Origin of the sequence: Micromonospora sp. WMMD714 (genome assembly GCF_029581315.1) — a bacterium.
In the GTDB taxonomy this organism is placed as follows: domain Bacteria; phylum Actinomycetota; class Actinomycetes; order Mycobacteriales; family Micromonosporaceae; genus Micromonospora; species Micromonospora rifamycinica.
The window spans coordinates 5,605,124-5,626,271 of record NZ_CP120744.1; the positions used below are offsets into that span (position 1 = coordinate 5,605,124).

16 protein-coding genes are annotated in these 21,148 nt (G+C 75.1%); 9 read left to right on the top strand and 7 right to left on the bottom strand.

Features of this window, described 5'->3' with window-relative positions; translation table 11 throughout:
- Nucleotides 1-69: 69 nt before the first annotated feature.
- Both O7625_RS23955 and O7625_RS23960 read right to left on the bottom strand, forming a co-directional pair.
- Nucleotides 70-624, bottom strand: a complete 555-nt coding sequence (locus tag O7625_RS23955) for a sigma-70 family RNA polymerase sigma factor (protein ID WP_067306925.1) — start codon at nt 622-624, stop codon at nt 70-72.
- A gap of 212 nt (nt 625-836) precedes the next feature.
- The gene (locus O7625_RS23960; RefSeq protein ID WP_282341723.1) at nt 837-2,495 is read right to left on the bottom strand and encodes a beta-1,3-glucanase family protein; all 1,659 of its coding nucleotides are present in this window, start codon (nt 2,493-2,495) and stop codon (nt 837-839) included.
- Nucleotides 2,496-2,731: 236 nt separating this feature from the next.
- Between O7625_RS23960 and O7625_RS23965 the strand changes: the two genes are divergently transcribed.
- Nucleotides 2,732-4,315 (top strand): ricin-type beta-trefoil lectin domain protein, encoded by a 1,584-nt coding sequence (locus O7625_RS23965; protein ID WP_282341725.1) that lies wholly within the window; start codon nt 2,732-2,734, stop codon nt 4,313-4,315.
- A 138-nt stretch (nt 4,316-4,453) separates the two neighbouring features.
- Here the strand turns inward: O7625_RS23965 and O7625_RS23970 are convergent, their stop codons facing one another.
- On the bottom strand, nt 4,454-5,944 hold the full coding sequence (locus O7625_RS23970) for a S8 family serine peptidase (protein WP_282341727.1): 1,491 nt from the start codon (nt 5,942-5,944) through the stop codon (nt 4,454-4,456).
- A gap of 276 nt (nt 5,945-6,220) precedes the next feature.
- On the opposite strand from O7625_RS23970, the gene O7625_RS23975 reads away from it, so the two are divergent.
- Entirely contained in the window at nt 6,221-8,347 is a 2,127-nt protein-coding gene (locus O7625_RS23975) for a hypothetical protein (protein ID WP_282341729.1), read from the top strand.
- Here O7625_RS23975 and O7625_RS23980 read toward each other — a convergent pair.
- Nucleotides 8,290-10,080, bottom strand: coding sequence for a hypothetical protein (locus O7625_RS23980; RefSeq protein ID WP_282341731.1), 1,791 nt, complete (start codon nt 10,078-10,080; stop codon nt 8,290-8,292). The genes O7625_RS23975 and O7625_RS23980 overlap by 58 nt on opposite strands.
- 218 nt (nt 10,081-10,298) lie before the next feature.
- Here O7625_RS23980 and O7625_RS23985 point away from each other — a divergent pair, with 218 nt between their 5' ends.
- Both O7625_RS23985 and O7625_RS23990 read left to right on the top strand, forming a co-directional pair.
- A complete protein-coding gene (locus tag O7625_RS23985) occupies nt 10,299-10,784 on the top strand; it encodes a hypothetical protein (RefSeq protein WP_067306928.1) in 486 nt (161 codons plus the stop codon).
- Between the two features lie 43 nt (nt 10,785-10,827).
- Nucleotides 10,828-11,772, top strand: a complete 945-nt coding sequence (locus O7625_RS23990) for a DUF817 domain-containing protein (protein WP_348773966.1) — start codon at nt 10,828-10,830, stop codon at nt 11,770-11,772.
- 13 nt (nt 11,773-11,785) lie between these two features.
- Here O7625_RS23990 and O7625_RS23995 read toward each other — a convergent pair whose 3' ends face one another.
- On the bottom strand, nt 11,786-12,748 hold the full coding sequence (locus O7625_RS23995; protein ID WP_282341732.1) for a DMT family transporter: 963 nt from the start codon (nt 12,746-12,748) through the stop codon (nt 11,786-11,788).
- Here O7625_RS23995 and O7625_RS24000 point away from each other — a divergent pair.
- On the top strand, nt 12,747-14,141 hold the full coding sequence (locus O7625_RS24000) for a PLP-dependent aminotransferase family protein (RefSeq protein ID WP_282341733.1): 1,395 nt from the start codon (nt 12,747-12,749) through the stop codon (nt 14,139-14,141). The genes O7625_RS23995 and O7625_RS24000 overlap by 2 nt on opposite strands.
- Before the next feature lie 102 nt (nt 14,142-14,243).
- Here O7625_RS24000 and pdxY read toward each other — a convergent pair whose 3' ends face one another.
- Nucleotides 14,244-15,095, bottom strand: a complete 852-nt coding sequence (gene pdxY, locus O7625_RS24005; protein ID WP_282341735.1) for a pyridoxal kinase PdxY — start codon at nt 15,093-15,095, stop codon at nt 14,244-14,246.
- 78 nt (nt 15,096-15,173) lie between these two features.
- Nucleotides 15,174-17,222 (bottom strand): copper resistance CopC family protein, encoded by a 2,049-nt coding sequence (locus O7625_RS24010; RefSeq protein ID WP_282341737.1) that lies wholly within the window; start codon nt 17,220-17,222, stop codon nt 15,174-15,176.
- 383 nt (nt 17,223-17,605) lie between these two features.
- Between O7625_RS24010 and O7625_RS24015 the strand changes: the two genes are divergently transcribed.
- The 4 genes from O7625_RS24015 (at nt 17,606) to O7625_RS24030 (ending at nt 21,135) form a co-directional block, all read left to right on the top strand.
- On the top strand, nt 17,606-18,175 hold the full coding sequence (locus O7625_RS24015) for a sigma-70 family RNA polymerase sigma factor (RefSeq protein WP_067311190.1): 570 nt from the start codon (nt 17,606-17,608) through the stop codon (nt 18,173-18,175).
- A gap of 75 nt (nt 18,176-18,250) precedes the next feature.
- The gene (locus tag O7625_RS24020; RefSeq protein ID WP_282341739.1) at nt 18,251-19,132 is read left to right on the top strand and encodes a zf-HC2 domain-containing protein; all 882 of its coding nucleotides are present in this window, start codon (nt 18,251-18,253) and stop codon (nt 19,130-19,132) included.
- Nucleotides 19,133-19,273: 141 nt separating this feature from the next.
- Nucleotides 19,274-19,876: a copper chaperone PCu(A)C gene (locus O7625_RS24025; protein ID WP_282341741.1), complete on the top strand. Its 603-nt coding sequence runs from the start codon at nt 19,274-19,276 to the stop codon at nt 19,874-19,876.
- On the top strand, nt 19,873-21,135 hold the full coding sequence (locus tag O7625_RS24030) for a Dyp-type peroxidase (protein WP_282341743.1): 1,263 nt from the start codon (nt 19,873-19,875) through the stop codon (nt 21,133-21,135). Before O7625_RS24025 ends, O7625_RS24030 begins: the two co-directional genes overlap by 4 nt.
- The last annotated feature ends 13 nt before the right edge of the window (nt 21,136-21,148 follow it).

The window sequence follows — 21,148 nt, forward strand, 5'->3', positions numbered from 1 at the left end:
TGACGGTGTGACGACCCCCGGGACGGCAGCCGTCCGGGGGGTCGAGCGGGAAATCGACACGTCGCGTCATCAGGACGACTCGGTCGGGCCGATCGCTGCGTGCAGCGCGCGTACCGCATAATACGTTCTGGACTTTACCGTACCCTCCGGGATTCCCAGTCGCTGCGCGGCCTCGGCGACCGAGGAGCCCTTGTAGTACATCTCGACGAGCACCTCGCGGTGCTCCGGCTTGATCTGTTGCAGCGCCAGCCGGACGGTGTGGGTGCTGACCACCCGGTCCATCTCGTCGTCGGCCGAGGCGAGCCGGTTGAGGTCGGGGATGACCACCTCGGGCGGGCGGGCCTGCCGGGCGCGCATCGCGTCGATGGCCACGTGCCGGGCGACCGTGTAGAGCCACGGGGCGATCCGGCGCGGGTCCTCTGCCAGGGTCGACAGGTTCCGCCAGGTGCGCAGGAACGTCTCCTGGACGAGGTCCTCGGCGAGCTCCTGCCGACCGAGCACCAGCCGGGTCAGGAAGCGCAGCAGCGGCGCCCGGTACTGCTCGTGGATCCAGCGCATCAGGGCCTCGGGGTCGGCCCGCTCGACCGCCGCGTCGCCGGTGACCCCGGGTGCTTCGTTGGGCACCGCCGACACAGAACGCCTCCCCCTGACGTACGGGTCGCACCCGTACGGCCGCGCCGGCGTCCCGACGCCGAGCCCGCCTAGGAAGAGAGCATAACCGTGCTCATCGGACGGTTGACCGGGCCGTCGACCGTCCGGCCGGTGCCGCGGGTGACCGACGGCGACGGTCGGCACCCCGGCCCGCCGGTCGGCGCGGGCGGCGAGGGCGGTCGGACTCATCGGCTGAACCGCAGCCAGCGGACGTTGACGAACTCCTGCGGCTGTCCACTGGCGAAGGTCAGGTAGACGTCGTGCACGCCGGTCACCGGGGCGAGGTTCCCCGGCACGGTCACCCAGTTCTGCCAGCCACCGGTGCTGGCCACCGCGATGCTGCCCACCGGCGGCAGGCCCGGGGCGTCGAGGCGTACCTCGATCAGACCGGAGACGCCCGACGGCGCGCCCGAGGCCACCCGCACCTGGAACTGGGTCGCCGGGTCGCGGCCGAAGTCGACCCCCCGGTAGCCGGCCCAGTCGCCGTGCGCGAGGAACCCCAGGTGGGCACCGCCCTCGCTGCACGGCTCGGTCCGGACGCCCTGCTCCCGGTCGAAGCCCGCCGCCGCGATCTCCCGGCCCACCCCCCGGTGCCGGTCGACGCCGGCCGCCGGGGTCTCCTGCCCCTCCTCCCGTTCCCGGGCGACCAGCCCCGGTGGTGACGCGACGACCGTCGTGGGGGTGGCCCCGGGCGGCTCGACCTCGGCCGGACCCGCGCCGAACGGGGTGAGCGTGATGATCATCTCGCTCGGCGCGACGTCCTGGATGTACGACGCGTCGTCGGCGACGTCGTCGAAGGGGAAGCCGTACGCCCGGCCGTCGGCGCTGTGCCGATGCAGCACCCGGGAGTAGTGGTTGGTAACCGGGTGCTGGTAGTAGGCGTCCCGGTTGGTGGTCGGCTGGTCGGGCTGGTCGAGCACCGACCGGTTGAATCCGGCGCCGAGGATCGCCGCCACCGGGCCGGAGAACCTGTCGTTCGGCGCGGCGAGCGCCCCGTCGCAGTGGAACACGTTCAGTGTGGAGGGCCGGTCGAACGCCCGCAGGCCGTCGAAGGCCAGCCGCCCGTCGACCACCCGGCCCCGGTAGCTGCCCTCCGGGCCGCGTACGCGCAGGTCGGTACGGCTGTACCGGTCCCACGTCTCGGCGATGTAGCCGTCGTAGTACCCCGGGTCGAAGCGGCCCGTCTCGATGCCCTTGCCGGGCGCGAGGACCCGCAGTCCGCCGACGACCAGCCGCTCGAAGCCGGGCTGGCGGGCCAGCTCGGCGAAGATCGCGTCCCGGCCGCCGTCGACCAGTTTGCCGGTGGCCTGCTCCACGTCGCCGAGCAGCCGGATCGACAGCGGGATGCTGAACATGTCCACGGTGGTGGTGTTGCAGTACATCCCGGTCGCGTCGTAGGTGAACTCGCAGCAGTCGTGCAGCACCCCGAAGCTGGGATCGTCGGCCACCCAGCCGACCGGGTACTGCAGCGCCGGCCGCCCGTTGCCGTCGGTGACCACGGTGAACCGCAGCCGGCCGTCGATGGCGAAGTAGATCCGGCCGGACATCATCGGCAGCACGAACCGGGTCGTCCCGGACCCGGCCAGCGGCACCCCGATGTCGGCCGCGCCGTCCGGCCCGTTGTGCGCCGGATCGGCCGGGGTGAACTGTCCGCTCTCCCGGACGTAGCCCATCGCGCCGGTCGTCGGGTCGGTGCCCACGACGTACATCCGGATCGCCGAGTCGGCGAACCGGCCTGTGCTGTTCACCACAGTCAGCGGCAGCCCACCCGAGGCCCGCGCCCGGGAGATCAGCGGGGCCGCCACCAGCGGCGCACCGACCACGGCGGCGCCGCCCAAACCCATTGCGAGTACCCTGCGGCGAGTCAGCATCACAGCTCCGATCAACGGTACGGCCATCGCCGCCGGCACCCCGTGCACATCCGGCCCGGCCCGGCGGTAGCCACGTTGACGGTCCGCCACCGGCCTCGGTTCAATGTCGACCGGACCAAAATCATCCGATCCGACCCGAGCCCGGTGAACCGAGGACATCGCGCGTCCGTCACGACAGTGACGTCGCCACCCCGGAAGGGACACCTCCCGTGAAATCCGATCATCCCTCCGTACGTTCCCGACTGGGGTCGATCCCCCGTCGTACCGCCGCCGCCGTACTCGCCGGCCTCGCCGTGGCGTCCATGGTGGTGGCCGCCGTCGGCTGGGGCGCGGCCTCCGCCCGGGACGACGACCTGACCGGTCGGACCGTCTCGGAGGAGCACCTGACGACCATCACGGCGGCCGCCCGCTCCTGCCCGACGCTCACCCCGGCCCGGTTGGCCGGTCAGCTGATGGCCGAGTCGGGGTTGGACGGTCGGGCCAAGCGGACCGCCTCCGGCGGCCAGGGCATCGCCGGTCTCGACGCCGCCGCGTGGAAGTCGTGGGCGCCGTGGCCGGGCGCGGAACGCTCCGATCCCGCCGCCAACATCCTCGCCCTGGCCCACCTGATGTGCGACCTCAACGGCCAGGTCCGGCTGGCGGACGTCCCGGGGGAGGCCTGGCGGCTCTCGCTGGCCGCCTTCCACACCGGCCTCGACGAGGTACGCGACGCCAAGGGGGTGCCCGCCGACGCCGTCGAGTACGTCGACCAGGCCAGCGGGTACGCCGCCTACTACGCCAAGCTGACCGCGTTCGGCGGCTCCGGGAAGCCCCGCCCGAGCGGCGGCGTCCAGCAGCCCAAGGCGGTCCCCGGCGGCTACACCGCGCTCGTGGTCCGGGCCGGCTCGGTCTGCCCGGAGGTCACGCCGCCGATGGTCGCCGCGCAGCTGATGGCGCTGTCCGGCTTCGACGTCAACCTGCTCGGCCCCGAGGGGCAGCGGGGCATCGCGCAGTTCCGCCCCGAGGTCTGGCAGGCCTACGGCCCGACCGACGCCTCGGCCTGGGATCCGCAGGTGGCGATCCCGGCGGCCGGCACCGCCCTGTGCGCCCTGCACCGGGAACTGTCCGGGCTGGAGGGTGACCCGTCGCTGCTGGCGCTGGCCGCGTACCGCAACGGCCCGGCCGCCGTCCGGCAGACCGGCGGCGAGCTGGACGCCGGGACGCAGACGTTCCTGCGGACCGTCCGGGACCACACCGACTACTACGCCCTGGACGGCCGTCTCCGGCCGGCGGCGTCGCCGTCTCCAAGCCCCTCGCCCACCCCGACCACGACGCCGTCGCCCACCCCCAGCGGCACCCCGGCCGCCCCGACGACGACCGCCGCGAGCCCGCCGGCCAAGAAGCCGAAGCCAGCGGCGGCACCGACCCGGCCGGCCGGCACCAAGCAGCTCGTCGGCAAGGAGACCGGGCTGTGCGTCACCGCCGGCACCAGCGACGGGGTACGCGCCGTGCTGCGCAAGTGTCAGGAGGAGAAGTCGCAGTGGTGGGACTTCCGCTCCGACGGCAGCGTCCGGGCCAACGGCCTCTGCCTCGACGTGGCCTGGGGTGAGAAGAAGGACGGCACGCCCGTGCAGGTCGCCGTGTGCAGCGGCAACCCGGCCCAGAAATGGGAGTGGGTCACCTACAACGACCGCACGTCCCTGTTCAACCGGGAGACCGACCGGTGTCTGGACGTCGACGGCCACGGGGTGGGCGCCCCGATGATGTCCTGGATCTGCGTGTTCAACCCGAAGCAGACCTTCACCCGGCGGTAGCCGACCACCACGACAGCCGGCTGCCCGGTGCCCCCGTAGCGCACAGGGGGCACCGGGCACCGTCCGGTGGGCGGCTGCCGCACGGGCAGCGCAGGGGCAGCGGGTATCGACCGACGCTCGGCTGCCGCGCGGCGCGGGTCAGCCGCCGAACCGGTTGCGGCGCAGCCGGAGCCCGAAGACGACGCCGGCACCGCAGAGCAGCGCGATGCCGAGGATGACGGCGAGCGCCACGCCGTTGTTACCCTGCTGCTGACTGGCCACCTGGTTGCGGTCGTCCACCGCCACCGACACCGAGGCCGCCGGGTTGATCATTCCGGAGCCGTACCGGGCGTCCGGGGCCGCCGCGCCGATCGCGTCGGCGGTCCCACGGATCCGCTCCTTGACCTGGGCGGCGGTCAGGTCGGGCTGGGCCGCCCGGATGAGCGCCGCCTGACCGGCCACGAACGCCACCGCGAACTCGGTGCCGGTGTTGCTGACCGCCCGGCCGCCGCCGACGCCGAGACTCGCCACGTCCACCCCGGGCGCGACCACCTCGACCGCGCCCGCCGCGTACTGCTCGGCCAGCTGGTCGCCGGCTCCGACCCCACCGGTGAGCAGCAGCGCCCCTCCCCCGGACCGGCCGGCGGGCGACGGCGGCGGCACCGCCCTGGTCGGCGCACCGGCCACCAGCAGGACGTCATGGTCGAGCGCGGTGGCCACCGAGGTCGCCACCGCCGGGTCGGTGAGGTCGACGTGCGACCCGACCGCGACGACCGAGGCACCCGCGCTGACCGCCACCTCGATGGCGTTGGCCGCGTCGCCCGGCCGGGCGGCACCCGAGCCGCGGACGACCCGCACGGGCAGGATGGTGGCGTCCGGGGCGATGCCGACCGGGCTGCCGTCGACGCTGCTGTCCCCGGCGATGATGCCCGCCATCGCGGTGCCGCTGCCCAGGCAGTCGGTGTCCCCGCGCCCGTTGCCGACGGTCACGTCCGCGCCGACGGCGACCCGGCCGCTCAGCTGCTGGACGGTCGCGTCGACACCGGTGTCGACCACGGCCACCTTGACACCGTTGCCCCGGGTCAGGGTCCAGGCGCTGTCGGCGGCCATCCGCAGCTGCGCCCAGTCCGACCGGCTGCTCGACCCCGTGGTGGCGGTGCACTTCGGGCCGGCGCCGCCCGGTCCGGGTGAACCGCCGGTCCGGCTCGGGCTCGGACTCGGGCTCGGCTTCGGGCTGGCGGTGGCGCCCGGACCGGGCGCCCCGGTGGGGCGGGCACCCGGGGTGGGGCTCTTGCCGGTCGGGAGCTGGCCGTAGGTCACCCCGGCACCGGCCGCGTCCCAGGGCAGCACCAGCTGCCAGCCGGCCTTCAGCCGGCCCGGGTCGGTCAGCCGGGAGCCGTCCGGCTGCACCCGCCCGGTGTTGAGGTGGTAGATCTCGGCCGAGCGTTCACCGCTGCCGAGGAACCGCCGCGCGATCTCCGTCAGGCTCTCCGGCTGACCCTGGTACTGTGCCGCGACCACGTAGTACTTCACGTAGGGCTGCGGATCTTTCTTGGCCCGCGCGACCGCCGGCCCGGTCAGCGTCATCAGCACGCAGCCGGCCATCGCCACCGCGAGCAGGCGGGCAAGGATCGAGCGCTTCGCCAGCACTGGGTGTCCCCCTTCAGTCACCATGGCCGAGCGTCACCGGCCTTCACCCGTCTATTGCGGATCTGCGGCCGGTCCGTTCAAATCAATCTGAACCAGATTTCCATGATCCTCGTCATGAGGTCTGCCGAGAGTACCGGCAGCTGATGACGGGCAGATCTCCTCGGGCCGTACCCCTCGGCGGGAGCGGGTGACCGGCAGACGGACGGACGTCCACTGTCAACGGCGGCGGGCGGACGGCACGGACGGACCCGTGCCGGTGGAGACGGAAGTGGGGCGATGGTGCACGGGTCTGGGCGGGCGACAGGACCGGCGGACGGCCACGGTCTGGACCGGGTGCCGGCCACCCGGCGCTTCGACCCACGCCGCCACCGCCGGATCGCCGGGCTGTTCGACCTCTGGCTGGCGCCCGGACCGGGCGGACGCCTGGTGGTGCCCACCGCCCCCGACCGGCCCCTCGACGCCCGTGCCGTCGCCACCCTGGTCCGGCGGGGCGGGGACGCCGCCCAGGACGTCCGGATCCTCGCCGACGACGGGGCCCGGCACCTCGACCTGTTCACCGAGGTGGCCGGGCTTCTCGGGCACGACGTGCTGGTCAGCCCGGACGGCTCCGACATCCGGCACGCCACCGACCGGACCGCCGGCGCAACCACCCCACCGGGCACCGACGTCGTCCCCCTGGACGCGGTGCCGTTGGACCGGGTGACCCGCCAGCCGATGGACTGGCTCGTGCTCCAGCCACCGGATCTCGCCACCCCGCTGCCGGGCTGGTTCGCGGTGGACGACGGTCTGGTCCGTCCCCGTACCGGAGTGGTGGGCCTACCGCTGCCGGACGGGCTCGCCCTCGCCACCCGGGCCGACTTCGTCACCAGGCGGGCCACCGCGCACCGGCTGGGCGCGTCGACCGGGGTGGTCACGGTCGCCGTCACGGCCCGTTCCGGGGGTTTCCTGGTCGGCGACTACAGCGGCACCCAGGCCGTGCACGGTGGCGACCGGCTCGCCGCACTCCTCGGCGACCTGCCGCTCTACGGTGCCGACCTGCGCCTCTGGCTGACCTGGCCGTCCGACGCCGACGAGCAGGCCCGACTCCGCACGCAGGTGGCCGAGCTGGCCGAGACGACCGGGGCCACCGTCTGGACGCCACCCGCGGGCGGCCGGGCCGACCTGGTCGACGACCGGCGTGACCTGCGCGCGTTCGACCCGGCCGGCGCGGTCGCCGCCTGGCAGGCGCACCGGCCGCGGTACGCCGACGGTGCGTCCACCCTCGACGCCACCCCCGAGGGGCTGCTGGTGTCCCGACGGGAGCGGCAGCGGATCGCGGTTGCGGCCGTCCCCACCGCCGAGGCGGGCGACGCCGCAGTCGACGGCACGGCCACCGACGACCCGACGGCCCTGCCGACCGGCACCGGACTCCCCGCCCCGACCCCCGGCAGCATCGCCGTCGCGTCCCCGGCGGTGGACGGCACGGTGACCGGGGACGCGACGGCGACGCTCGCCGGCTCCCTCCGCCGGCCCGCCCTGGTCACCGAGAACCGTCGCGCGGCGGACTACGGCCCGCCCTGGCTACGGCGGGGCCAGCAGGTCAACGCCGAGGTGTTCGAGGCGTTCGTCCTCATCGAGGGCGATCCGGCCAGCGCGGTCACCGAGGGCGTGCCGAGCGTCGAGTTGTTCCTGGCCGCCTTCCTCGACCCCCGGTCCGCGCCCACCGGAGGCGACCTGCTGCGGGTCCGGGTCGGGCCGGGTGGTGCGATCCCGACAGGGGTGCTGCGCTCACACGTCCCGGCCCGGTTCAGACACGTCCTGGGGGGTCCGGACACCTATCTGCTGCCGGCGGCCCGCCTCGACCGGGTACGGGTGCTGGGCGCGTTGCGGTCCGAGGGCTTCGGGCGGTTGCGGTCCACCGTGGAGACCACCGACGAGCCGTTGCGGATCCGTCCCGCGCCGACCAGCCGGTCGGTCGCCGGGCTGCCCCAGGACGTCCGCCGCTGGCCGGGATTCGGCACCCGGCAGGCGTACGCCCTGCTGCCGGCGCGGTCGCGCGGGCTGCCCCGGGGCTGGCTACCGCTCTACCAGCAGCGGCCCGTGGCCCGGCCGGGCCGGTTGCTGCTGGAGGTACGGGTGCCGGCCGGCCGTACCGTCGACGTCGACGCCACCCACGCCATGGTGTCCGGGCTGCGCCTGGTGCGGACCAGGGTGGAGCGGCTGCACCGGGCCGGAGTGCCGCTGGTCCTCGGCAGCCGGTCGTACGACCGGATCGTGGTGCAGCGCGCGTACCGGGCGCAGGCCGGCGGTTGGCAGCGGATCACCGAGGTGGTTCCCGGGCCGCTGCCGTCCGCCGTCGCCGGCCTTCAGTCCGCCGTACCCGACCGGGCCGCCGGAGCGCGCCCGTCGGCCGAGCCCACCTGAACCGACCACCGGCCGGCGGGCACCGGCCCGATCACCACCGGCACGCACCGTCCACCGGTGTCCGTCGCGAGTCGACGCGCCCCGGCCAGCTCCGTGGCGGCCAGACCGGGGGTGAACACCACGTACGGCGGGGGCGGGTCCGCACCGGGGGCGGGAGCGGCAGGCAGTCCCGGCAGTGACCGGCAGCCCTCCGGGGCCTGCCCGCCGAGCACCCCGCCCACGGTGGCCACACCGATCCCGGCGGCGCGCAACTGCCGGGCGAAGAGGGCGGCGGTGTGCCGGCAGTCGTCGGTGTCGCCGACCAGGGTCAGCACGTCCGGTGCCCGCCCCAGGTCGACGTGCAGCCGCCACGGCCCCCTGCGCCCCAGCACCAACGGCAGGCTCGCCGGTGGGGCGGCCTCGTCCGGGCCGAGCCAGGCATAGGCGGGAGCACCCCGGCCCGCCGCCACCCCGACCAGCCTGACCCGGATCACCCCCAGCCCGGTCTCCAGCTCGGTGTGCAGGTACGGCACGTCGTTCCCACTCGGCACCGCCGGTCGGGGCAGCTCGGCGGCGGGCAGGGCCGGGGCTACGGTCGCCGGCCGGGCCGGATCCGGTGACCCCACCGGCGGAACGGCCGGAGCCGCCTCGACCGGCGTGGCCGGAGCCGGTGCCGGCGTGGCCGGAGCCGGTGCCGGTGCCGGTGCCGGTGCCGGGGCCGGGGCTGATGCCGGTGCCGGTGCCGGGGCTGATGCCGGGGCCGGTGTGGCTGCCCGTGGTACGTCCACTGCGGTGGGTCGGGGTGGTGCCGACTGCGGTGTCCGGGGCGGCCACACCGGCTTCGGCGGCCGGGCCGGTAGCGCCTGCGGTGCCGCAGGGGCGGGTGGTGGTGGCGCCGGTAGCGGCGGTGGCGCCGATCGGGTCATCGGCGGGGGCAGCGGATGGGTCGACCGGGGCGGTGCCGGCAGGATGGCCGGTGGCGGCGGCGCGGGCAGGGTCGCCGGTGGCGGCAAGGCGGGCAGGGTCGCCGGAGCCGGCGGTGCGGGCAGGGGCGCCGGAGCTGGCGGCGGCTCCGGGTCGTCGGCCGTCGGTCCGGCGGCGATCTCGGCGGGGGTCGGGGTGTGGTGCCGCGGTGGCGGCCAGGGTCCGTCGTCCTCCAGGACCACCCGGCGGCCCCCGCCCCGACGCAGCAACATGACGGCGACGGCGGCGAAGAACACCGCCAGCATCCCGGCACCGGCCCGGATCAGCAGCGGGCTCAACGGGCCGGTCGACTGCGGGGCGTCGGGAGGTCGTCCGACCGCCCGGGTGCCCGCCTGCGCCGGGGTGGCGGCGGGCCGGGACGCGACCGTCGTGGACGCAGCCGCCGTACGGGGGGTCGCGGTGGGCCGGGAAGGGGTCGAAGCCCGCGCGCTCGGGCTCGGTGGGCTCGGTGGACGCGAGGCGACCTGCGGCAGGCGGCCGATCCGTACCCCCTGGCCCTTCGCGTCCCGGGGCAGCACGAGCCGCCAGCCGGGGCGCAGGACCACACCGTCGGTGAACGTCTCGCCGTCCGGTTGCACCCGCCCCACGTTGAGGTCGACGATCTCCCGGAACCGGTTGCCGTTACCGAGGGTACGCAGCGCGATGGCGTAGAGGTACTCCCGTTGGCCGTCGACCGGGGGTCCGACCACGTAGTACCGACCGGTCTCGGCGGGTACCGCACCCACCGGTCCCGCCGGTACGACCAGCGCGATCCCGACCAGCAGCACCATGACAAAGGCTCGCCGCATCCCCACCATCGCTTTCCACACCCTCGGTCGCACCGACATCCTCCCGTCCCGGCCCCCTTCTACGAACCGGGGTGCCGACGGTTCAACCCGAGCGGGACAGACCTGCCGGCGCGGGGTGGTCGTCCGCCGGTCGGCCCCCTCCGCGCCGCTCGGAGGGCGTCGGCGTGGACCGTGGTCAGGGGTCGTGCCAGGATGTGCCCGTGTCGTATCCCCCTCAGCAGCCGTACCCGTCCGCCCCCGGCGGCGTCACGCCGATGATCGCCTATCCGCAGCCGGTCCCGCCGCCGCCGGGCCACGCGGTGCTGGTCGTCTCGGTCAACCGGGGGCCTTACCTGGTGCCCGTGCCGACCACCAGCCGTTTCAAGATCGACGGTCGGCTGGTCTCGATTCCCGGTGAGGGCACCTGGTACGTGGTCGTCCCGGCCGGGGCGCACGACGTCCGTTACACCGATTTCATGGGTATCCCCATCGTCACCACCGCGCTGACCGTCCCGCCCGGGGTGGCGTACCCGCTGGTGTTCAACTTCGGCGGTTGGCGCAACCGGGTCCGCGACGGGCAGGGCACCGACGTGACGAAGTTCGGGATGTGGTCGAACTACAGCATCGCGCTCGTCGTGCTGCCCCTGGTCGGTCTGCTCTGCTGTGGTGGGATCGGCCTCCTCAGCGCGCTCTCGACCTCCCCCTGACCGTCGGCAGCCGCCGACCCGGGAACCGGTAGCGTCGCCACCGATGCCCCCTGTGCCCGGACCGAGCGCCCTGACCACGGCCGAACGCGCGCTCGACGTCCGCCTGCACGCGGTCCTCGCCCGGCTGCCCCGCCACGGGCCGGCCGGCTGGTTGACCGAGTTCCTGGCCTTCGGGCTCAAGCAGGCCTGGGCCTGCGTGTTCGGCGGGGCGATGCTGGCCGTCATCCTGGCGGCCCGGCTCTGGTATCCGCCGGACGCCGCCCTCGCCCGCAACGACCTGCTTACCGTCGCCGCGGTCGCCATCCAGGTGGGCATGCTGGCCGGTCGGCTGGAAACCCTGCGCGAGCTGCGGGTGGTGGTCCTGTTCCATCTGGTCGGGACGGCGATGGAGTTGTTCAAGACGTACGTCGGCTCGTGGTCCTACGCCCCGGACGGGGTGCTGCGGCTCGGCGCGGTGCCGCTGTTCAGTGGCTTCATGTACGCCGCGGTCGGGTCCTACCTGGTCCGGGTCAACCGACTGTTCGACCTGCGCTTCACCCGCTATCCCCGGCGCTGGTTGACGGCCGTCCTGGCCACCGCGATCTACGTCAACTTCTTCACCAACCACTATCTGCCGGACGTCAGGTGGTTGCTCATCGCCGCCGTCGCGGCGGTGTTCGGCCGCTGCGTGATGCACTTCCGGGTCTTCCGGCACCGGCTGCGCATGCCGCTACCGGTGGCCTTTCTCCTGGTCGCCTTCTTCATCTGGCTGGCGGAGAACATCGCCACCTGGTCGCAGGCGTGGCTCTACCCCGGCCAGGTGACCGGCTGGGATCCCGTGTCGCCGACCAAGCTCGCCTCGTGGTTCCTCCTCATGATCATTTCAGTGGTGCTGGTCACCTGGATCTCGCCGCCACGGCCGCCGGAGACGACAATGGCACCACCACCGCCGGCAAGCGCCTCCCCGGCGTCCCGTTCCGGCGCGGCGCGACCCGCCGGCGACGGCTGACCGGCCCCGGGGGCTACCCCCTGGCGGGATCGCGTTCCGGGTGCGGGCGTGGGTGTGGCGTCGCGGCCCGGTCCCGGGTGCGCTGGATCAGCACGACGCTCACCAGCACCAGCAGGGCCGCGCCGAGCGCGCCGACCGGCACCCGCTCCCCGAGCAGCAGCGCCGACCAGAGCAGGGTGAGCACCGGCTGGGCGAGCTGGAGCTGGCCGACCCGGGCGATGCCGCCCCGGGCCAGCCCCGCGTACCAGGCGAAGAAGCCGAGGAACATGGAGACCACGGTCAGGTAGCCGAATGCCGACCAGGCGACGGCGTCGGCCGACGGCGGACGGGCCACGGCGGTGACCAGGGTGGCCGCGCCGGTGGCCGGCAGCGCGTACCACAGTGCCCAGCAGATCGTCCGGGCACCGCCCAGCTCGCGGGCGAGCGCGCCGCCCTCGGCGTACCCGAGGCCGCAGAGCACGACCGCGACGAGCAGGAACAGGTCCGACGGGGCCGGCGCACCGCGCACCACGCCCCCGACGGCGAGGAAGACCAGCACCGTCAGCAGCCCGCCGCCGCTGGCGATCCAGAACAGCGGCGGCGGCCGTTCCCCACTGCGCAGCACCGCGAACACGGCCGTGACGGCCGGCAGCACGGTGATGACGACCGCGCCGTGCGCGGCGGTCTGGTCGAGCAGCGCCAGCGAGGTGAACAGCGGGAAGCCGACCACCACGCCGAGGGCGACGACCGCCAGTCGCCGGCGCTGGTCGCGGGTGGGTCGTGGGGCACCGGTGAACCGGAGGTACGCCCAGGCCAGCAGCGCCGCGCCGACAGCCCGGCCGAAGGCGACGAACCACGGGTCGAGCTGCTGCACCGCGACCCGGGTGGCCGGCAGCGACAGGCTGAAGGCGCAGACGCCCAGCGCGCCCAGGACGAGGCCGGTCGACCGGTCGGCTGTTACCGCGACGGGCACAGTAGCGTTACTCTCAGCTCTCATGGAACACGATAACGCAGTCGAGCGTGTTATCGACGATCTGCGCCGCTCGGTGGCCGTCGCGGTTCCCGGCGCCCGGCTGCCGTCGGTCCGCGAGCTGACCTCCCGGCACCACGCCTCCCCGGTCACCGTCGCCGCCGCCGTCCGGCAGCTGGTCGCCGAGGGGCTGATCGAGGCACGCGCCGGCCGGGGCACCTTCGTGGCCGTCCCGCCCCGACCGGCACCCGCCGCCGACCTGTCCTGGCAGACCGTGGCGCTGGGCCCCGGCCGGCCCGGCGAGGACGAGATGCGGGCGCTGCTGGCGCTGCCGCCCGCCGGAGCGATCCCGCTCTCCGGCGGCTACCTGGACGCCGATCTCCAGCCCGCCGCCGCGCTCGGCGCGGCGCTCACCCGCGCCGCCCGGCAACCCGCGTCCTGGCAGCGCGACCCGGCGCACGGCCGGGCCGATCTGCGGGCCTGGTTCGCCCGGGAGGCCGGGGGTGCGCTGCGCGCCGAGGACATGGTGATCTGTTCCGGTGGTCAGGCCGCCCTGTCGTCGGCGCTGCGCGCCCTCGCCGCGCCCGGCGACACCCTGCTCGTCGAGTCACCGACCTACCTGGGCGCGCTGGCCGCCGCCCGGGCCGCCGGGCTGCGGGTGGTGCCGGTCCCCACCGACGCCGACGGGGTACGCCCCGACCAGCTCGCCGCCGCGTTCGCCCGCACCGGCGCACGGTTGTTCTACTGCCAGCCGCTGTACGCCAACCCGCACGGCGCGACGCTCGCGGCGCGTCGTCGGGCCCGGGTGGCCGAGGCGGTACGCGACGCCGGGGCCTTCCTGATCGAGGACGACTACGCCCGTGACCTCACCATCGACGGGTCGCCCCCGCCGCCGCTGGTCACCGACGACCCCGACGGGCACGTCGTCTACCTGCGGTCGCTGACCAAGTCCGCCGCCCCCGGCCTGCGGATCGCCGCGATCGGCGCCCGCGGCCCGGCCGGCCTCCGGTTGCGGGCCGCGAGACTGCTCGACGACTTCTTCGTCGCCGGGCCGCTGCAACAGGCCACCATGGAGTTCGTCAGCGGCCCGGCCTGGGAGCGGCACCGGCGCACCCTGCGCACCGCGCTGCGCGCCCGCCGCGAGGCGCTGCTCACCGCGCTCCACCGGCACCTGCCCGAGCTCGCCGGGCAGCCGGTCCCGCGCGGCGGCCTGCACCTGTGGGTCCGCCTGCCCGAGGGGACCGACGACGTCACGCTGGCCGCCGCCGCAGCCACCGCCGGCGTCGTCGTCTTCCCCGGCCGCCCCTGGTACGCCGCCGAGCCGCCCGCCCCGCACCTGCGGCTCAGCTACGCGTCCGCCCCGCCCGACCTGATGGACGAGGCCGTCCACCGGCTCGCCCATGCCCTGCACGCCGGCTGATCCCGCCCGGCGCAGCCGGCCCGGGTGACACGACCGACCGGCGGTCAACGCAGCTGACACGGCCGACCGGCGGTCAACGCAGCTGACACGGCCGACCCGCGGTCAACGCAGCCGGCGGGCGGCGAACCGGGTCGGCGGATCGGCGATCGCGTCCTGGGCCGCGATCAGCTGGATCTCCCGGGTGCCCGCCGCGAGGGTCCGCTCCAGCACGGTGAAGACCGAGGCGATGGTGCGCTCCAGCGCCGTCGCCGGCGATCCCGTCGTCCGCAGGTGCGCCAGGTAGAGCGCCGCGGTCACGTCGCCACCCCCGTTGGGGCTGATCGGCAGCAGCGGGGTGGTCACCGACCAGGCGCCCTCGTCCGAGACGGCCAGCACCTCCAGCGAGCCGGCCGGCACCTCGCCGTGCAGCACGCTGGTGACCAGGACGTGTCGCGGACCGGTCGCCCGCACCACGTCCACGGCGTCCAGTACCGCGTCGAGGGAGGTGGTCGTCCGGCCGGCGAGGAAGTCCAGCTCGAAGTGGTTCGGGGTGATGATGTCGGCGCGCGGCACCACCACGTCACGCAGGTACTCCGGGATGCCGGGCCGGACGAACATCCCCCGGCCGGTGTCGCCCATCACCGGGTCGCAGCAGTACACCGCCGCCGGGTTGGCCGCCTTGATCCGCTCCACCGCGGCGAGGATCACCGCACCCATCGCCGGGTCGCCCTGGTATCCCGACAGCACCGCGTCGGCGCTGCCGAGCACGCCACGGTCGGCGATTCCCTCGATCACCTCCGCCACGTCGGCCGGGGCCAGCAGCGGCCCCCGCCAGGCCCCGTACCCGGTGTGGTTGGAGAAGTGCACGGTCAGCACCGGCCAGACCTCGTGCCCGAGCCGTTGCAGGGGAAACACGGCCGCCGAGTTGCCGACGTGGCCGTAGGCGACCGACGACTGGATGGACAGGATTCTCACCGGCCCATCATGCCGGACGGACCGGCCGACCCCGGGCCGCCCTCCGACCGGCCCCGCCCGCCACCGCCCCGTCGGCGCTCAGGTCAGGTCGAGCGTGTACTCCCCGGTGTGCACCTTTCCGTCGACCTGGAAGTCGAAGTACGCCCGGTAGCGGCCCGCGCTCGGTGTGGTCAGCCAGAACTGGACCGCCCCGTCCACCAGTTCCGGCTCCGGGTGGACGTGCACGTAGCCCAGGTCCCCCTCGCGCACCACCACCAGATGCCCGTACGCCCCCAGGTAGCGCTCCAGCCGCGCCGGGTCGAGGCCGTCGACCCGGAAGGACAGCGGCACGGTCACGCCGACCGTGGGGGTGCCGGTCATCGTCACCGCGAACGGCCCGGCCGTCGCCGTCGGCTGGGCCGCCGGCAGCGGGGCCGGCGTCTGCGCACCGGGAACCTGGTGGTCGACGCCGAGGACCAGCGGCAGGGCGGTGCCGTCGGCCCCGGTCACCGAGAAGTCCGCGTAGATGCGGTAGCCGCCGGGCCGGGCCAGCGTCAGCGGGACGCTCCAGGTGCCGTCGGCCGCCATCGTCGGGTGCAGGTGCTGGTAGCCGCTCAGGTCGCGGCCCACCACGACCAGGTGCAACTGCTTCTCGTGGACGACCGCGAACCGGGTCGCCGGCCGACCGTCGGTCCCGACGATCCGGAACTGGTAGTCCACCCGTACGCCGGCCGGCTGGGACCGGGTCGTCGGCTGGACGGTGTAGCCACCGGCGTTGACCGACAGCCCGGTCACCTGGCCCGATGCCCCGCCCCCGTCGCCGGGATGGGTGTGCGGTCCGGTGCCCGGCCCGTGCTGGTGTCCGTCCCCCGCCGCGGCGACCGGCCCGGTGGCCGGTGCCGTCCCGCCGGTCCGGGTGGCCGGCGGCGTGTCGGCACCGATCCGTCCCAGCCCGAAGCCGGCCAGTAGGGCGACCACCAGGCCGCCCACCACCAGCGCGAGGTTCCGGTTACCCAGCCGCGAACCGGGGGTCGGGCCGGTACCGGTCAGGACCCCGTCGGCACCGGCCGGGACAAGGCCGTCGCCGGCCACCCGGTCGGTCGCCCCGGCGGGCGGGGCGGTGGTGGCGGCCGGCGGGGCGACGGTCACGTCGGAAGGTGGGGCGACGGTCTGCGTGGTGGCCGCAGCGGTACGCGGAGCGGTGGTGGCGGGAGTGCGCGCGGTGGTGGTACGTGCCGTGGTGGCGGCACGGGTGGCGGCGGCGGTGACCCGCGTCGCGGCGGCGGGGCGGGCAGTGGTCGCGGCACGCTGGGTGGCGGCGGTACGGGCCGTGCCCTTCCGACCGGCCGCCGTCGCGGACCGTCCCGGGCGGGCGGTCGCGTCCCGCCGCCGGGTGGTGGCCGGCCCGCGCTGCCGGCCGCCGGAGCGGCCGGCCGGTCGACCGGCCGGCACCGGGCGACGACGCCAACCCGCGTAGCCGACCGCCGCCACGACCAGCGCCACGGCGCCGGTCCACGCCAGCCACCCGAGGCCGCCCTCGTCGTCGGTGGCGGCGGCCGACGGGGAGGCCGGGGCGGCGGTCGACGAGGGCGCGGTCGGCACCGCCGACGCCGCCGGGCCACCCGGGGCCGGACCGGCGGTGTGTCCCGAACTGGCGTGCTGCTCGGCGGCGGCCACCAGCGCCGGGTCCGGCTGGTCGACCGGGGCACGCCAGCCCTGCGGGGCCGCCGTCACCCGACCGGTGTACCGGAAGCTCATCGTGCCCCGCACCGGCTCGCCGTCGGAGGCCACCGACAGGTAACTCACCGCGTACTGCCCCGCCGCCGGGAGGTGGGAGAGCGCCACCACCGCCGGGAACCCCGTGCTGTACTCCCTGGGCTCGAACTTCCCGTCGACCATCAGGTACTCCCGTACCGGCTTTTCCAGCGGCCGGGGGGTGCCCTGCCGCCAGCCGGCGTCGACCCGGGCGCCGCCGGGGGCGGTGACGGTGAAGTACGCGTTGGCGGCGACCTGCTCGGTGAAGTAGAGCTCCACCTCGGTCAGCGGCCCGGCCACCGTGGCACCGGCGGCGGGGGTGGACATCGCCAGCGTGCCGTGCGCCTGCGCCGGCCGGGGGGCGGGGAGGAGAACGATCGCTGAGGCGAGCACGGACGCGAGGAGCCCCGTGAGGGCACGTCCGACGAGTCCGCGGGTCGGAGGGAGACGGCGCATCGGATCATCCTCACGAAGCGTGGACTTCACGCAACAGTTCACGAACTTTTTACGCAGATGGCAAAAGTTTTGGTCGCCGATACCCAACATCGAGTCGCGGTGTCCAAAACTCGCCGACGGTTCACCCACCACTGCCGGCGGCACCCCGCGCGACGACCGGGCGCGGAAGTGATCCGCCGACGGCTCCCACCCGTACCAGTGGGCGGGGGTGACGCCGGGTATGCCGTACGCTCACCCGGGACCTACTACACCCCGTCGTGACAGCCGACGGGGTGATGCCGGACCATGGCGGCCGGTAGCACCGGACACGGAGGTGGCAGGTGACCGACGACGACGCGGAGATCACCGCGTGGGCGCTGGCCGCGGGCCGGGGTGACCGAGAGGCCGCGGCCCGGTTCATCCGGGCGACCCAGCAGCACGTACGGCGGTTCGTCGCCCACCTGATCAGCCCGGCCGAGGCCGACGACCTCACCCAGGAGACCTACCTGCGGGCCATGCGGTCGCTCCCGTCGTTCGCCGCCCGCTCGTCGGCCCGTACCTGGCTGCTCGGCATCGCCCGCCGCACCGCCGTCGACCACGTCCGCGCCGCCACCTCCCGACCGCGGACCGTCCCGCTGTCCGAGTGGCACGACAGGCCCGACGCCCGGGACAGCGGCTTCGACGGCGAGGTGGTCCTCAACGACCTCCTGCTGGCGCTGCCCGCCGACCGCCGGGAGGCGTTCGTCGCCACCCAGGTCCTCGGCCTGTCCTACGCCGAGGCCGCCGAGGTCTGCGGCTGCCCGGTCGGGACCATCCGCTCCCGGGTCGCGCGGGCCCGCGAGGATCTCGTCCTCGCGGTCGACGGCGATCCCCGGTCGCTCCGCCGCAGGCCGGGAAGCGCCGCCGGCTGAGCCGTACCGGGACGCGGACCACACCCGCCGGCCCGGCACGGGAACCAGGACCGCCCGCGCACCGACTACCGGTACATGGGGTGCGAGCAGTGGCGTGAGATCCTGTCGGCGCAGCTCGACGGCGAGGAGACCCCCGCCGAGCGAACCGCGGCCGACGACCACCTGGGCCGGTGCGCGGGCTGCCGGGACTGGTTCGCGCTGGCCGCGACGCTGACCCGGCGGTCCCGCCTGACACTCGTCGCCCCGGATCAGCCCCGCCCCGGGCTCGTCGCCCTCTCCCCCGCCCAGCCCTCTCCCCCGCCCCCCGGCCCCGAACCCGACCGGTCCCGTCCCGCGCTCGTCGGCCCCGAACCCGACCGGTCCCGCCCCGCGCTCGTCGGCCGCGATCTCGCCGGGGTCGTCCTGGCCGCGCTGCCCGCGCCCCGGCGGTGGCGGGAGCGCCTGGTGCTCAGCCTGCGCGCCGGGCTGGCCCTGATCGGCGCCCTGCAACTGGTGCTGGGGCTGGTCCAGGTCGGTCGGGGTCCGGCCGGCGGCCACGCCCACGGCGCGCTCGACACCCTGACGTCGGGACACCTGTGGCACGAGTCCGCCGCGTGGAACATCGCCGTCGGGGCGGGTTTCCTCTTCGTGGCGGCCCGGCGCACCCCCACCAGCGGGTTACTGCCGACCCTGAGCGCCTTCGTCGGGGCGCTCGTGCTGCTCTCGGCCAACGACCTGATGACCGGACGGGTCGATCCGACCCGGCTGGTCAGCCACGGTTTTCTGCTCGCCGGCTATCTGATCGTGGTCGCCCTCTCCCGGCCCCGGCTGCGGCCGGACGGCCCGGCGGGACGCGGTCGCCCCGACCGCCCCGCCTGGCGGCTGCCCCGGGAGGACGGGTCGGCCCCCACGCCGGCGCTGCGGTTGCTGCCCCCGCACCCCGCTTCGGCGCACACCCACGACCGGACGGCGGCCTGACCCGACGGACGGGCCTGACCTGACGAACGGGCCTGACCCGACGGGACGGATCGGCCGTCGGGATCCGATCGACACGGCCGGGAACTTTCGGTGGCCGCTGACCGACCAACGGGGCAGAAGCCAACATAACGGAGGAAAACCATGCGTACCACCGGTCACCTGGGGCAGCGCCGTCGTGCGCCCGGCGTCCTGGCCACCGCCTGCGCGGCGGTGCTGGCGGTCGGCGTCGCCGGCTGCGGCCCCTCCGACCCGTCGGCGACCGCGCGGTCGGGCCCGGCGGCGTCGGCGACGGCGAGCCCGGCGGGGGTGCTCGGTATCCGCGATCCGTGGGTCAAGGCGGCCGACAGGGGCATGACGGCGGTCTTCGGAACCCTGGTCAACGACGGCGACACCGACGTGACGCTGGCCTCGGCCGCCACGCCCGTGTCCCCGATGGAACTGCACGAGATGACCACGAAGGACGGCGCGATGGTCATGCGGCAGAAGCAGGGCGGCATCGTGATCCGGGCGAAGGGCGTCCACGTACTGGAGCCCGGCGGTGACCACCTGATGCTGATGGACCTGAGCCAGCCGGTGCGGGCCGGTGACGAACTCACCGTGACCCTCACCTTCGGTGACGGCCGGACCCAGCGGTTCGTCGCCGTGGCCAAGCCGTTCACCGGTGCACAGGAGAGCTACGCCCCCGGCCACGGTGCACCGACGCCCGGCACGGGTGGGCAGCCGACCACCGGTCCGACGTCGTGACCGGCAGCCCGAGCACCCGCACGGTCAGCCGCCGGGGTCTGCTCGCCGGCGGGACGCTGGCCGCGGGCGGCGCGCTGGCCGGCGGCGCGGTGGTCGCCACCGTCGGTGCCGGGCCGGTCACCACCGTCGGTGCCGGGGAGGCCGCCGACCGGCCACCCGGCGCGCAGCCGGTTCCGGTGGCGGCCGTCGGCGGTCTGGTGGAGCCCTTCCACGGCCCCCGGCAGGCGGGGGTGGCCACCGAGCCGCAGGCGCACGCGGCGTTCGTCGCCCTCACCCTGCGACCGGGGACCGACCGGGCGGCGCTGGGCCGGTTGCTGCGGCTGCTCACCGACGACGCCGCCCGCCTCACCCAGGGTCGACCGGCGTTGGCCGACACCGAGGCGGAGCTCGGGCTGCTGCCCGCCCGACTCACCGTGACCTTCGGTTTCGGCCCCGGCCTGTACCGGGCCGCCGGGCTCGACGACCGCCGGCCGCCGTCGGTGGTCGACCTGCCCGCGTTCCGTGTCGACCGGCTCCAGCCGGCCTGGTCCGGTGGGGACCTGCTGCTGCAGATCTGCGCCGACGACGCGGTGACCGTCGCCCACGCCCAACGGGTGCTGGTCAAGGACAGCAGGCCCTTCGCCACCGTCCGCTGGGTGCAGCAGGGCTTCCGGCGCGGCCCCGGCGTCGAACCCGCCGGCCACACCCAGCGCAACCTGTTCGGCCAGCTCGACGGCACCGCCAACCCCCGCCCCGGGGCTCCGCTGGACACCGCCGTGTGGGTGCCCGACGGGCCGGCCTGGCTAAGGGACAGCACCACCCTGGTGGTCCGCCGGATCCGCATGGACCTGGAGACCTGGGACCTGCTCGGCCGGACCGACCGCGAGCTGGCCGTCGGGCGTCGCCTCGACACCGGTGCGCCGCTCACCGGCACCGCCGAACACGACGAGCCCGACTTCGCCGCCACCGGCGACGACGGTCTCACCGTCATCCCCGACTTCTCCCACCTCACCCGGGCCCGCGTCACCGACGACCGGCAGAAGATCCTGCGCCGTCCCTACAACTACGACGGCGTGCCGACCCCGCAGGGGCACGCCGACAGTGGACTGATCTTCGCCGCCTACCAGGCCGACATCACCGCGCAGTTCCTGCCCATCCAACGCCGGCTGGCCGAGCGGGACCTGCTCAACGAGTGGACCACCCCGATCGGCTCCGCCGTCTTCGCCGTCCCGCCCGGCTGCCCGCCGGACGGCTGGATCGGCCAGCAGGTGCTCGGATGAGCCGGCCCGACGG